This window comes from Microcoleus sp. S28C3, from assembly GCF_036700785.1.
Lineage (GTDB): Bacteria > Cyanobacteriota > Cyanobacteriia > Cyanobacteriales > Microcoleaceae > Microcoleus > Microcoleus asticus.
In genome coordinates this window covers 1-12,301 of record NZ_JAUBPO010000150.1, presented here as the reverse complement: position 1 = coordinate 12,301, position 12,301 = coordinate 1, and the positions used below count along the sequence as shown (strand labels likewise).

Sequence of the window (12,301 nt, the reverse complement as noted above, 5' to 3'; positions counted from 1 at the left end):
GGCTTAACTGCTTATCAAGCTATTCAACAAGCCCTCTCTATTCATGGCTCCCTTTTTTCCCCTAGTTGAGCAATTACCTATCATATTGCCAAAGTTTTTTTGACAAACAAGCAATTGAATCAAAATCAATTAGTGACAATGCCTGTCTATCAGATGCTTTTTTTAAGGCAGTGATGAGTAAGTTGACATCTTTACTCAGATTGTTTAAAGAGTTAGCTACATTAGGAACTTTCTCCTGTAAGTCTTCTGATGGCTTCTTGGCATCTTTCCACTTTCGATAAAGCTGACTGTATAAGTTATCAATGCGCTCAAAGAAAATATCGGTTCTACCAAGTCCTTCAAATATTTGAGCTTCTGGTAAATCAACATGAATTTCTGGGGTGTAGCGTGCCCCAGCATTTTCTTTAACTTCTTGAAAACGCTGAATCATCCATTCATTAGTTAGTTCTTGTTTATTAAACCAAAAATAGGCACGACCAGCATACTGAGGTTGTGGGCGAGAAAGCCTTTCAAGAATTTCTGATTCTCCCCAATAGACAAACTCAACTGTCATATCACGTTCTTTAGCCCATCCTTCCCATGTTTGAACACGCTCATCCCAGCGATCCATTTGGGATTTTTCTCCGTCCTTGCGTCCTTCAGTACGGTTAATGGGCAAACAGACTATATATTCAATTAAATTGGGATGTTTATCCAAAGCCGCTTTAACGGATTTATCAATTTGTACCCATTGGCTATCTCCCAATTTATCAGGAAAATATTTTGTTTGCCAAGCCTTCTCATTTCCATTAGGTAATCGCCAGTAACATTCAACACCAGCATCTCCTCCAGCACCCGATTTGCGACGAAAAATAGAGTTTTTTGGTACTTTCTCAAATGATGCAAGTTGACAGCATAGTTCTTCAAATCCTTCATGTTGACTACCTTTGTGAGTGCGAATGTCTTTGAAATCGATTTTAGTCATTACTAATACTCTCCTAGACCAAACTAACGTTCTACTTAGCTAACCTCTGATTCACGGACAGGCTTATATTTTATTCATCTGCCCGATCGAGTACATAAAACTGACTGCTGACTAATGACTAATGACTGCTGACTAAAGCCTGCCGCTGAGCCTCCAACAATTCATGGATCCCTATTTCTGCCAAATCCAAAATTTGATTTAACTGATTCCGACTGAAACTTCCTGCTTCCGCAGTTCCCTGAATTTCGATGATGTTCAAATCTCCATTCATTACCACATTACAATCAATTTCAGCCGCCACATCTTCAAGATAATTCAAATCTAAAAATGGCTCGCCTTCCAAAAGTCCCACAGACACGGCCGCCACTTGACGAATAATGGGCGATCGCACTAAATCACCTTTTTGCACCAACTTATTCAAAGCATCAGCCACAGCCACAAACCCGCCAGTAATAGAAGTCGTGCGAGTCCCAGCGTCCGCTTGCAAAACATCCGCATCCACAAGTATTGTGCGTTCTCCCAATAGCTGCATATCCAAGCACGATCGCAAACTGCGCCCAATCAACCGCTGAATTTCTTGAGTGCGTCCCGATAATTTCATAAATTCCCGCTCTTGGCGCTGCGGCGTAGATCCTGGTAACATTCGGTATTCCGCTGTTAGCCAACCTTGTCCGGTATTCTCCAAAAATCTCGGCACTCCAGGCTTGATTGTAACGCTGCAAAGTACCTGAGTGTCGCCACTTTTTGCTAGCACCGAGCCGCTGGCAAATTTGGTAAACTCTCGATCGAAACTAATCGGACGAAGTTGATTGGGTTGTCGGCCGTCGGGACGCTGAAAAGACATAATATTTAGGTGATTCGTAATGGGTCAATACTTCGGACAGTTTTATATATTATCGAGTGTCCGAAACCCAGACTGGCTATATGGTGGACTATTATTTCAAGGTTTAAGTCCAGCCCTAAGTTTCCTAAAATGCGTTAAAAATGGCAGGGCTTTCTCTGTAAGGCTTACAGGGCCGTTAAAAAACTGTCCGAAGTATTGATGGGTAATTGGGAATTAAAAATTGGAAGTGGGCATTAATATTCCGGCTTTTTTTGATTCGTTACATATGCAGTCATTCAATCTAAAATCTAAAATCTAAAATGGTATGACTATTAGCCCTTAGCCTCGATCAATTTGAGAAGCTCCTGCTGGACTTGTTCAGGGGATTGGTCGCCATTGACAGTTAACAGTTTGTTGCGGTATTCGTAATACTCTAAAAGAGGAATAGTGCGTTCGTGGAACAAATCGAGCCGACGCTGTAAAATTTCAGGGTGGTCATCCGCTCGATCGCGCTCGATCGACCTGCTCAGCAAAACCTCGATCGGCACTTTCAACCAAATCGCCCAATCTAGCTGCTGAGCCAAATCGTTCAGCAAAAAATCCAACTCCTCAGCTTGAAAAGCCGTTCGCGGATATCCCTCCAACACCCATCCATTAAAGACATCCCACAGCAGCAGCCGACGACCGATAAATTTAATCAAAATTTCATCGGGAACTAGCTCCCCTTTTTCCACATAAGGCACCGCGAACTTGCCCAAGTCTGTTTCACCTGCGATTTCCGCGCGGAGAATATCCCCTACTGCAAGCAAAGGAATGCTCACATTGCTGCACAGTTTTTCAGCCTGCGTTCCCTTCCCCGCTCCAGGCCCTCCCAGAATCACCAATCTCACAGTGCTTGCTCCTAGTGCCGCGACATTCAAATTCTACGCGATGTGTAGCTTTTCTTAACAGTCCTGGACTTCCCAAGACTCTCATCGCCTTGCTTTTTCACCCTCTAACTATCTAACTAAGGCGCTCCCCGCCGTATTTTGGTAAAAAAAATCGATTTTTGCGTAAGTGCTAATTGAGTTCAAAAATCGCACAAACGACTGCGAATGCCACTGCCGCTAGCTTTTGACAACTTGTATATCTAGTGTTCGATCGGATATGCACTCGGCCCAGTACACTATATATTGTCAAGCAGGCTTCAGCCGCGCCAAGGTCGAAGCTGCACTCAAGACTTAGTTGCTGATTAAATATTGCCCTATGGTTGCTCAGTTACAAACCCCTAAACTCAATTTAACCCACAGCTTGCCCTACACAGTTCAAGGGCTGGTGCAAGTTTTTACAGGCCCGCACCGCTGCTTTTTTACCAGTGTCATGGCTCAAGCCCTCAGAATTGCAGGACAGGGAGCTCCGGTGCTGGCGGTGCAGTTTCTCAAAGGGGGAATTAATCAAGGGCATCAGCATCCGGTGCGGCTGGGGCAAAATTTAGATTGGGTGCGCTGCGATTTGCCCCGCTGCATTGACCAGGCAGATTTAGATGAGCTTGAGACGCGATCGATCGAACAATTGTGGCAGTACGTTCAAAATGCGGTGCGCGAAGGTCGTTATGCCTTAGTTATTCTCGATGAATTGAGTTTAGCGGTTAATTTGGGCTTGATTCCCGAAGCAGAAGTAGTGGCATTGATTGACAGCAAGCCGCATCATTTGGATATGATTTTTACCGGGCCATCCATGCCCCAAACAATTTTGGATGTTGCCGACCAAATTACTGAAATTCGCCGCAGTTAATGGCAATAATTCAAGTTGCGATCGCCTTTTTAGCGGTCGCATTTTTTATGTAAAAAAAAGGCGATCGCTTAGCTCAAAGAGCGATCGCACGCTTATCAATTTAGCAACAACATTACGCTTGAACTACCGGATCGAACACAACACTCAATCGATCCGCCGGAACCATCCGCTTGAGAATTTTCAAATGACCGTCTGCATCAGACCAACTGCGAAACTCACCCACAACCACCTTTTCGACATTCGGAAGCGAGCGAACTACAGTCCACGGCTTGAGACGTTTTTCTGGCAACATAATTATATCTCCTTGGTAAATTGGAGCCAAAGCCAGTCAACGATACTTATTCAGGGCCTAGGGCTGGCTTTTGACTTTTTAAACTTGCCCTTCTCTCAAAACATAGCACAAAAAAAATGGTTTGTAATTATATCTTATTTTCCGCTTTTTTTATACCTATTTTCTACATAACATATGATTAAACCCAAAACTTGTTAACTCTTTAATTCGCAACTCAAAACTATTTAATTACTAACACTTCCACTTCGCCAGCGTGCAGCGTGACTAATAACTTCTGCCTTGTGCCTTTTACTTTCTACCTTCCTTCTACAAATCCCGCCGCGACAGTAGAAACCAGATCCCGCCCAAACCCAAAACACCGCACAAAACCCCGCCTTCCCACCCAAAAACAGTCCCCCCCGGCAAATGTCCAGGCTTTGCCTTAGAAGTAAAATTAAGCTCCGAATAGTATACCCACTCGCTGTTAACCCGCCAGCCCACTCGATCGCCAAACTTCTCCCAAACTGTAGCATCATAAACACCAGCCTTTCCCCCTGACTTTACCCACAAAGCCTTTTGCACAGAAAAACCGAATCTGCGGTGACTGTGCCGCACCCACAGTCGATCGATAGTCTGCAAATCCTTAGCTGGAAACTTCCTAATATCTTCCTCGCTCAAATAACCCCGTGAAACTTGCTCCATCACCTCCAGCATTTTCACAGAAGTTTCCTCATCAGCACCCCGCCAATTTTTAGCAGCCAGCAACCTTGCCAAGTGAGAATAATCAATACCTTTTTCCGACTCTAAATTCTCAGAAACTAGCGGAGTATCAGTCACAGGTTGAGTTGGAACCGAAGGACTAACAACAGTTGCCTGCTGCAACTTTTCCAGCGCTGGCACAACAATAACAGGAGGTTTTAAAGCCTCCAAAACTTCCACAGCAGATTTGTAGCGGTCTTTAACGTATTCCTGAATCAACTTATCCAAAACCTGACCTAAATCCTGGCTAATTAGTGTTCCTTTTGGTAAAGCCTCCCTCCAAAGCCACCGGCCTTCAAGCGGGTCGTAAAGGTCATCGTGAATGTCCCCGTAGATGTCGAGATAAGGCATAACAGAAGTCAGCAACCGAATGCAAGTCACCCCCAAACTGTAAAGGTCGCTAGCAGGAACAGCCCTACCGTGACGCTGTTCTAGAGCCGCGTAGCCGGGAGTTCCCAACTTAGTTCCTGTTTTCGCCGGAGCAGCAGCTACTACCTGTTTGGAAACCCCAAAATCTATCAGAACTAACTTACGATCGCGAGATCGGCGGATCACATTCTCAGGCTTAATATCGCGGTGAATTACATTTCTCTCGTGAACAAACTTCAATAAAGGCAACAAATCTAACAGCAGTTCGCTAGTTTTAATTTCGCTATAAGCACCGTACTTTTCTAATTCATCTTTTAAATTATTGCCATCAATAAACTCTTGCACCAAATACAAGCGACCATCTTCCTCAAAATAAGAAATTAACTGAGGAATTTGCGGGTGTTTCAGTTCGTATAACCGCCTTGCCTCTTGTTCAAACAGTCGAACATATTTTTTAAAATGAGCGGGCTTCCGTTGGAACTCTTGAGGGGGTGACAACTGTTTGATCACGCACAATTCCTCAAACTTTCCATGATTGACAGCTCGGAAAGTCCTGCCAAATCCCCCGTCGCGCAGCGGTTCAGTTGCTGCATAAAGGTCTTTTAGCAGCAGCTTTGAACCACAATTAAGACAATACTTTGTGCCTGGTGGGTTCTGACGCTTGTCTCTTGGGCAATCGAGATTAAGGCAGTATGTCATATATTAAAAAAATGCGAACAAAATTATACTCAGGGTTTTATATTATTCAAGAGTCCGATCGCGAGCTGGTTGTTGTAGAGGCTAGACCTCGAACCTTACGGAGGCAGCCACCCTCGCGATCGGAGGAGGCGTTCTCGCCCGACTGCCCCTGAGCAAGTATAACTCTCTTGAGGGTTTGACCTCAAACTCGAAGCCCAAATCTAACCTTAGACTTCGATCCGTGCAATAGATTTGATTTAGCGGTCAAATAGCCAGCAGATTAAACAGAAATAGTAATTTATTACCAGCCCAGTTAGCTCTGCAACGCCGAAAAAAAACTTAGGATTCCGCCTGAGATATAATTTTATTGCCAGAGAGAAGCAGACTAACGGGAGCCACAGCTTCCGTCAAGTTCGATCGACTTTAATATTTTACCAGTATATTTTTTTACCTAACCAGGCAAAATCAACAATTCAAAATTCCCCAACAAACGCACGTTAAAATAAATACTAGCTTCCTCGATTGCAATCCGAGCGGAACCAGACAATTAGCCAGTTTTCCCTGTTTCCTTTTTTCAGCTATTACCAGTTACATCTATTTAGATCTGTCTACTTAATAAGGAACCGCCAGTGACACTAAAACTACAGCCCTCTCCAACTTCAAACTCCCACAAAAAATCACCAAAAGTACCCTGGTTCGAGCGGTTAATGGCACTGGTCGCCCTAGGAAATTTAAGCCTAGTAATATTTGACTTAAGTTACGTACCCTGGCGAGATTTCTACTTCCGGCAACTGCCAGCTCTCACTCAAGTATACGACCCATTTAAAGGAATTAAACCCCACCGAGACACCCAGCAATATCTAGAAACCTTAGAAGAATTAAAAATTCAAGTAGTGCAAACAGGCTTGCCCTCCCCCCAAGTAGCAGCTAAATTGCAGGAAATAAACAATCTGAGCGCGAAAATGATCGACGAAGATCCCTTTCGAGTAGCATCAAAAAGCGGCACCCTAGAAAAAATAAAAGACCGGATGCGCGATCGCGCCCCGAATCCGCAAGACTCGGCTAAACAATCATTCCAAACATTCTGGAGCCCAGACTATTTAAACAAACAAGGCTGGCAAAAAGAAATCAACTGGTTTGACGCCAAAATCAAGCCATTAATCGCCACCAACTATTACCGCGAGATCGGAGAAAACGGCGAATTCACCGATAACTTCTGGCAAATCGACCTGCCATTTATTGCCATATTCGCGATCGAATTTCTAGCCCGTACCTACTCGATCAGCCGCCGCCACCGCAGCGTCACTTGGCGAGCAGCCATGCTCTGGCGATGGTACGACATCTTCCTGCTCCTCCCTTTCTGGCGGCTGTTGCGAGTATTACCCGTCACAATTCGCATCCACCAAGCCAAAATGCCGGATCTCCAACCCATACGCAGCCAAATCAGCCGAGGTTTCGTCGCCAACTTCGCCCAAGAATTGACAGAAGTAGTAGTAATTCAACTCATCAACCAGATGCAACAATCAATTACCACAGGCGAACTAGCTCGTCAACTCTTTAAATCCCCAAAACAGCGCTATCTAGACATCAACAATATCAATGAAATAGAAGCGATCGCCACCCATCTAGTGCAAATAACGGTCTACAAAGTCCTCCCTCAACTCCAGCCAGACCTAGAAGCCCTCCTCCGGTACAATATTGAAAGCTTCCTCAAACAATCCCCCCTCTATCAAGGATGGAAGCAAGTACCCGGCTTGGGAAACCTGCCCGAACAGCTAGCACAGCAATTAGTTGCAGAACTCTCAAAATTAGTCACTCTCGGCCCCCAAGATGCCTACGAAGCCTTCAAAATCGCCAGCGAAGACCCCACAAGCATCAAACTCTCAAGCCAGCTAGTCCAACATTTCGGGCAAGCTTTAGGAACCGAACTGCAACAGCAGCACACCTGGCAAGAAATACAACTGCTGCTGTGCGACTTCCTAGAAGAGTTCAAAATCAACTACATTCAGCGATTGAGCGAAGAAGACTTCGAGAAAATTTTAGAACAAGCCAAAGAACTGCAACGAATAGCCCCGCGTTAGGGCGTGTCATCACTCGGAAGTCCCCAAACTGTTCGGGCAAGTCTCCCCACAGAATGCCCGATCCGTAGCGGTACAACACCGCTTCCACGAACAACCGATTGTAGGCAGGCTGTCGCACACAAATAACCTTCACGTCCAGGCAACAAATCTTTGATCCTTCCCGCTGTTCATCCCGTAGGGCAAAACGGTGGCTTGTCCTGGCGATCGAATCCCCTTAGTCGGCTGTATCTCTACTTGACCTTCCTTTACATCAACTGATGACAAACCCTAGCCTCTAGGATTTGAAGAACCTTAAAATCATTGCCAGCCATATGTTCACCATAATACCAAATTCACTATTAAGCTTAGATAGTTTCCCAGAATTAAAAGAATAGCCCTAACTCCTATCCTGTGTCATAATCCCCTCTGCTGCACCGCTTTACTTATTTTTTTCCTCCCCAATTAGCAATTAGCAATTACCCTGCTGTAACTCCTGCAAATAAAACTTGCTGGAATTGTAAAGGTTCATGTGCGATCGGCATTGTCTACGAGAGTCACCGGCAGGGTTGTGCATCAAATCTTCAGCGCAGTAGTTAGTTAGACCGCCGTTAGGGTTCTCAGCGGCCTGGCGTGCCATGTTTTTAGCCAGAGGGGTCAAATTTTTTAGACGTATATTATATCAATATATATGTAAGTTTGATGAAATAATACTTTTGAGACCCAATCTGTAAAGTAAAGTTAAAAACTACTATAAATAGCTGTAAACCAAGTAATCTATTAGATAGGATTGCTAACTGCTTTTTTTAATGGTAAAAAGTTTTACAAATGCTAGTAAAAAAAATCAGGCGCGTCAGCATCTTTAGTCAGCTATAATTATAACGCTCTCATAGTAAACACCTAAGTAGCCATGCTTGTTAAAGCAAGTTACTGTCTAAAAATTTTCAATAACTATTATAGATTGCTTTTCAATATATATTTCCTCAGCCTCATTTCACTAAATCCACTGAGATTTTTCAGCCAACTCGTTACCCCAGGAGTAACACCAATCAATGTCACACATCTCTCCAACCACTTTTCTGTCAAACCGTTCTCAAAAAAAGCTGTCACTTCGCCTAATTTTAGTATTGCCATTCGTCGTGCAAATCTTTGCTGCCGTCGGGCTGACAGGCTGGCTATCCTTACGCAACGGGCAAAAAGCAGTCAACGAAGTTGCTAGCCAGTTGCGGAGTGAAATTACGGCCCGCATCCAGCAGCAGCTCAACACATACCTAGATACAGCCCCTCGCGTCAATCAACTGAATGCCAATGCCATTCGACTAGGATACTTAAATCCAGACGAATTGGAGAGTACGGAGCGCTATTTGTGGGAGCAAATTCAAGCCTTTCCTTCTCTGCCCAATATGGGTTTTGCTACTAAAACTGGAGAGTTCATTGCCATTGAACGCCAAGAGAATGGCAAAGTAGTTTTTAAAATAGCAAACAAAGAGCATCGGAATGAACTTCATATTTATGAATCTGATAGCAAAGGCAATCAAACGAAGCTCTTAAAAGTCTCCCGCAACTACAATATACTCAGCCGTTCATGGTATAAAGACAGTGTACGCTTAGGCAAGCCCACATGGAGCGAAATTTTTTCGCTTACAGGTCAGAAAACGCTCTCGCTTCCTGCCGGACATCCAGTTTATGACGAAAGTGGCGAGCTGCGCGGGGTATTCGTTGCTAATTTTCTGATCTCTTTCCTCAGTGACTTCCTGCAGAGCTTAAACATCGGTCGTTCAGGACAGACATTCATTATGGAACGTTCTGGACTCCTAGTAGGCAGTTCAACTCTCAAAGAAGCATTTATCACCAACAATGACAAGCTCGATCGCCTGAATGCTTTAGAGAGCACAGATGATTTAATTCGGCTGACAACAGCGCATTTAAAAGAACGCTTTGGCGACCTCACTAAAATTAGCAGATCTCAGCAATTGGATTTTACGATCGCCGGTCACCGGCAATTCCTCCAAGTTATGCCCTTTCAGGATAGCCGAGGATTGGACTGGCTGATCGTGGTCGTAGTTCCTGAAAGCGATTTCATGGATCAAATTAACGCCAATACCCAGACTACCATTTTGTTGTGTTTGGGAGCCTTGGCGCTGGCTACCGTTTTGGGAATCTTAACCGCACGCTGGATTACCAGCCCGATTCTCCATTTGAGCGCAGCTTCTAGGGCGATCGCCAGTGGCGACTTAGAGAAAAATGTGCAGGTAAAAGGCGTAGAAGAACTAGAAGTTTTGGGTCAGTCTTTCAACCTGATGGCACAACAGTTGCGCGAATCCTTTGAGGCGCTAGCCAAAACCAATTCCGAGCTAGAAATCCGAGTAGAAGAACGCACCGCCGAACTCACGGAAGCCAAACAAATTGCTGATACTGCCAACCAAGCTAAAAGTGAATTTTTAGCGAATATGAGTCACGAATTGAGAACGCCACTCAATGGCATTTTAGGATACGCTCAAATCCTAGAACGCTCGAAAACGATGGGCCCGAAGGAACTCCAAGGCATCAGTATTATTCACCAGTGTGGCTCCCACCTGCTAACCCTGATCAATGACATCTTAGACCTCGCTAAAATTGAAGCTCAGAAATTGGAACTGTACGCGAAAGATTTCCATTTTCCTTCCTTTTTGCAGGGAGTCGCAGAAATTTGCCGCATCCGAGCCGAACAAAAAGGAATTGCTTTTGTTTATCAACCAAGTTCTGAAATGCCTCCTGGTATCCACGCTGACGAAAAACGGTTGCGACAGGTACTCATTAACTTACTGAGCAATGCAATTAAGTTTACCAACGCTGGAGGGGTGACTTTTAAGATAGAACATCTGGAAAATGGGACAGGCGAAAAGGTAAAAAGCAATGAGCAAAAGCCAGCCTCACCAATTCACAAAATTCGGTTTCAAATTGAAGATACTGGCGTTGGTATGACACCAGAACAATTAAAAAAAATATTTTTGCCTTTTGAACAGGTAGGAGACAGCAAGCGTCAGGCGGAAGGAACCGGCCTCGGTTTAACAATTAGCCAAAAAATTGTTGAAATGATGGGTAGTACCATTCAAGTAAAAAGTCAGTCAGGAGCAGGCAGTGTTTTTTGGCTAGATTTGGATTTACGGGAAGCGGCAGACTGGGCAAATACAACCACTATTGCCAAGCAACGAAAACTCGTTGGCTACCAAGGTAGAAAGCAGAAAGTTTTGGTTGTGGATGACAAATGGGAAAATCTCTCCGTCATTGTCAATCTGCTGGAACCCCTCGGATTTGAAGTAACCGAAGCTAAAAACGGTCAAGAGGGTTTAGAAAAAGTAGAAGAGTTTAAGTTCGATCTGATTATCACTGACTTGGTGATGCCAGTATTAGATGGCTTTGAGATGATGCGCCGTATCCGAAATTTGCCAGACTATAAAGAAGCGGCAATCATTGCTTCATCTGCCAGTGTATTTGCTACAGATCAACATAAAAGTTTGGAGCGTGGAGCCAACGATTTTCTCGGTAAGCCAGTGCAGGCAGAAGAGCTATTTGAAATGTTGCAAAAATATTTGGAAATTGAATGGATATATGACGAACGAAAAAAGGAAAAAATCAGCACAATTCCCCTTGCCTCTGCTCCTACATCACTTTCTGAATCGACCTCTTTCATGGCTCCCCCACCAGGAGAAATGGAACTTTTATTTGAACTGGCGATGAGAGGCAACGTGAAAGGAATTGTGAAGCGCAGTGAGCACCTAGAGAAATTGGATCAGAAATTTGTGTCCTTTGCTGTTGAGCTGCGCCAGTTAGCCCAAGGCTATCAGGTCAAAAAAATCAAAGAGTTTATTACATCCCACAGGATAGAAAAAGAATGAAGGCAGCAAATATGGAAACAAGCACCATCTTAATCGTCGATGACAACCCTAGCAATCTGGACGTGCTTTCTGAAGCTTTAGCTGGTTCAGGATGGGAAATATTGGTAGCAATTGATGGCGAAACTGCCATCGAACAGGCTGAATACAGTCAGCCAGATTTGATTCTTTTAGATGTGATGATGCCAGGAATTGATGGGTTTGAAACCAGTCATCGGCTGAAGGCAAGTCCGCTGACAAACGAAATTCCGGTAATTTTTATGACTGCTCTTTCTGACAGAGGAGATAAAGTCAAAGGCTTTAATTTAGGGGCGGTGGATTACATTACTAAGCCCTTTGAACAACAGGAGGTGTTAGCTCGCGTCAACCTCCATTTAAAGCTGCGTTCTCTTACTAAAATTCTTGCCGATAAAAATCAGCTTCTCAAACGGGAAATAGAAGACAGGCTCGCAGCAGAAGCAGCGTTACATCAGCTCGCGCAGGAGTTAGAAAAACGGGTGGAAGAACGAACGGCTGAACTTTCTCAAGCTTTGGATAATCTTAAAAAAGCTCAAGTGCAAATCGTTCAAAGTGAAAAGATGGCTTGCCTTGGTCAACTTGTAGCTGGGGTGGCTCACGAAATTAACAATCCAGTTAGTTTTATCTCCAATAATATCCAGGGTAAGCTCATCTAATTTGGTATAAATTGTACTTGACAAAAAAACAACTATAGAAAACGTGGTATTCACGTAT

Annotated in this window: 8 protein-coding genes and 2 pseudogenes; 4 read left to right on the top strand and 6 right to left on the bottom strand. The window is 44.2% G+C overall.

All coding sequences use genetic code 11. The features are described 5' to 3' along the window. Window positions 1-73 precede the first annotated feature (73 nt). The 3 genes from QUA13_RS29210 to QUA13_RS29200 all read right to left on the bottom strand — a co-directional run bounded on the left by QUA13_RS29210 (window position 74) and on the right by QUA13_RS29200 (window position 2,677). Window positions 74-964 carry a hypothetical protein gene (locus QUA13_RS29210; protein ID WP_333204171.1) on the bottom strand — a complete coding sequence of 297 codons (891 nt, stop codon included), beginning with the start codon at window positions 962-964 and terminating at the stop codon, window positions 74-76. Window positions 965-1,082: 118 nt separating this feature from the next. Further along, entirely contained in the window at window positions 1,083-1,808 is a 726-nt protein-coding gene (gene rph / locus QUA13_RS29205; protein WP_333204169.1) for a ribonuclease PH, read from the bottom strand. Window positions 1,809-2,119: 311 nt separating this feature from the next. Beyond that, window positions 2,120-2,677, bottom strand: a complete 558-nt coding sequence (locus QUA13_RS29200; protein WP_333204167.1) for a nucleoside monophosphate kinase — start codon at window positions 2,675-2,677, stop codon at window positions 2,120-2,122. Between the two features lie 355 nt (window positions 2,678-3,032). Between QUA13_RS29200 and QUA13_RS29195 the strand changes: the two genes are divergently transcribed. Beyond that, window positions 3,033-3,560: a P-loop NTPase family protein gene (locus QUA13_RS29195; RefSeq protein ID WP_172193072.1), complete on the top strand. Its 528-nt coding sequence runs from the start codon at window positions 3,033-3,035 to the stop codon at window positions 3,558-3,560. A gap of 112 nt (window positions 3,561-3,672) precedes the next feature. On the opposite strand, the gene QUA13_RS29190 is transcribed toward QUA13_RS29195, so the two are convergent. Continuing rightward, window positions 3,673-3,852, bottom strand: a complete 180-nt coding sequence (locus QUA13_RS29190) for a hypothetical protein (RefSeq protein WP_172193071.1) — start codon at window positions 3,850-3,852, stop codon at window positions 3,673-3,675. Window positions 3,853-4,158: 306 nt separating this feature from the next. After that, complete coding sequence (locus QUA13_RS29185; RefSeq protein WP_333204165.1) at window positions 4,159-5,658, bottom strand: GUN4 domain-containing protein; 1,500 nt, start codon at window positions 5,656-5,658, stop codon at window positions 4,159-4,161. A gap of 608 nt (window positions 5,659-6,266) precedes the next feature. Here QUA13_RS29185 and QUA13_RS29180 point away from each other — a divergent pair. Beyond that, the gene (locus QUA13_RS29180; RefSeq protein ID WP_333204163.1) at window positions 6,267-7,718 is read left to right on the top strand and encodes a hypothetical protein; all 1,452 of its coding nucleotides are present in this window, start codon (window positions 6,267-6,269) and stop codon (window positions 7,716-7,718) included. Between the two features lie 13 nt (window positions 7,719-7,731). On the opposite strand, the pseudogene QUA13_RS29175 reads toward QUA13_RS29180, so the two are convergent. After that, window positions 7,732-7,923, bottom strand: a pseudogene (locus tag QUA13_RS29175) (transposase); the annotation flags it as partial. A gap of 823 nt (window positions 7,924-8,746) precedes the next feature. Here QUA13_RS29175 and QUA13_RS29170 point away from each other — a divergent pair. Beyond that, window positions 8,747-11,572, top strand: a complete 2,826-nt coding sequence (locus QUA13_RS29170) for an ATP-binding protein (protein WP_333204161.1) — start codon at window positions 8,747-8,749, stop codon at window positions 11,570-11,572. Next, window positions 11,569-12,225, top strand: a pseudogene (locus QUA13_RS29165) (response regulator); the annotation flags it as partial. The gene QUA13_RS29170 and the pseudogene QUA13_RS29165, both read left to right, overlap by 4 nt. Window positions 12,226-12,301: the final 76 nt, after the last annotated feature.

Excerpts from the sequence above, each read along its gene's own strand:
- QUA13_RS29170 (WP_333204161.1), top strand. The coding sequence starts at position 8,747 with ATGTCACACATCTCTCCAACCACTTTTCTGTCAAACCGTTCTCAAAAA.
- QUA13_RS29210 (WP_333204171.1), bottom strand. The coding sequence starts at position 964 with ATGACTAAAATCGATTTCAAAGACATTCGCACTCACAAAGGTAGTCAA.
- rph (WP_333204169.1), bottom strand. The coding sequence starts at position 1,808 with ATGTCTTTTCAGCGTCCCGACGGCCGACAACCCAATCAACTTCGTCCG.
- QUA13_RS29190 (WP_172193071.1), bottom strand. The coding sequence starts at position 3,852 with ATGTTGCCAGAAAAACGTCTCAAGCCGTGGACTGTAGTTCGCTCGCTT.
- QUA13_RS29195 (WP_172193072.1), top strand. The coding sequence starts at position 3,033 with ATGGTTGCTCAGTTACAAACCCCTAAACTCAATTTAACCCACAGCTTG.
- QUA13_RS29185 (WP_333204165.1), bottom strand. The coding sequence starts at position 5,658 with ATGACATACTGCCTTAATCTCGATTGCCCAAGAGACAAGCGTCAGAAC.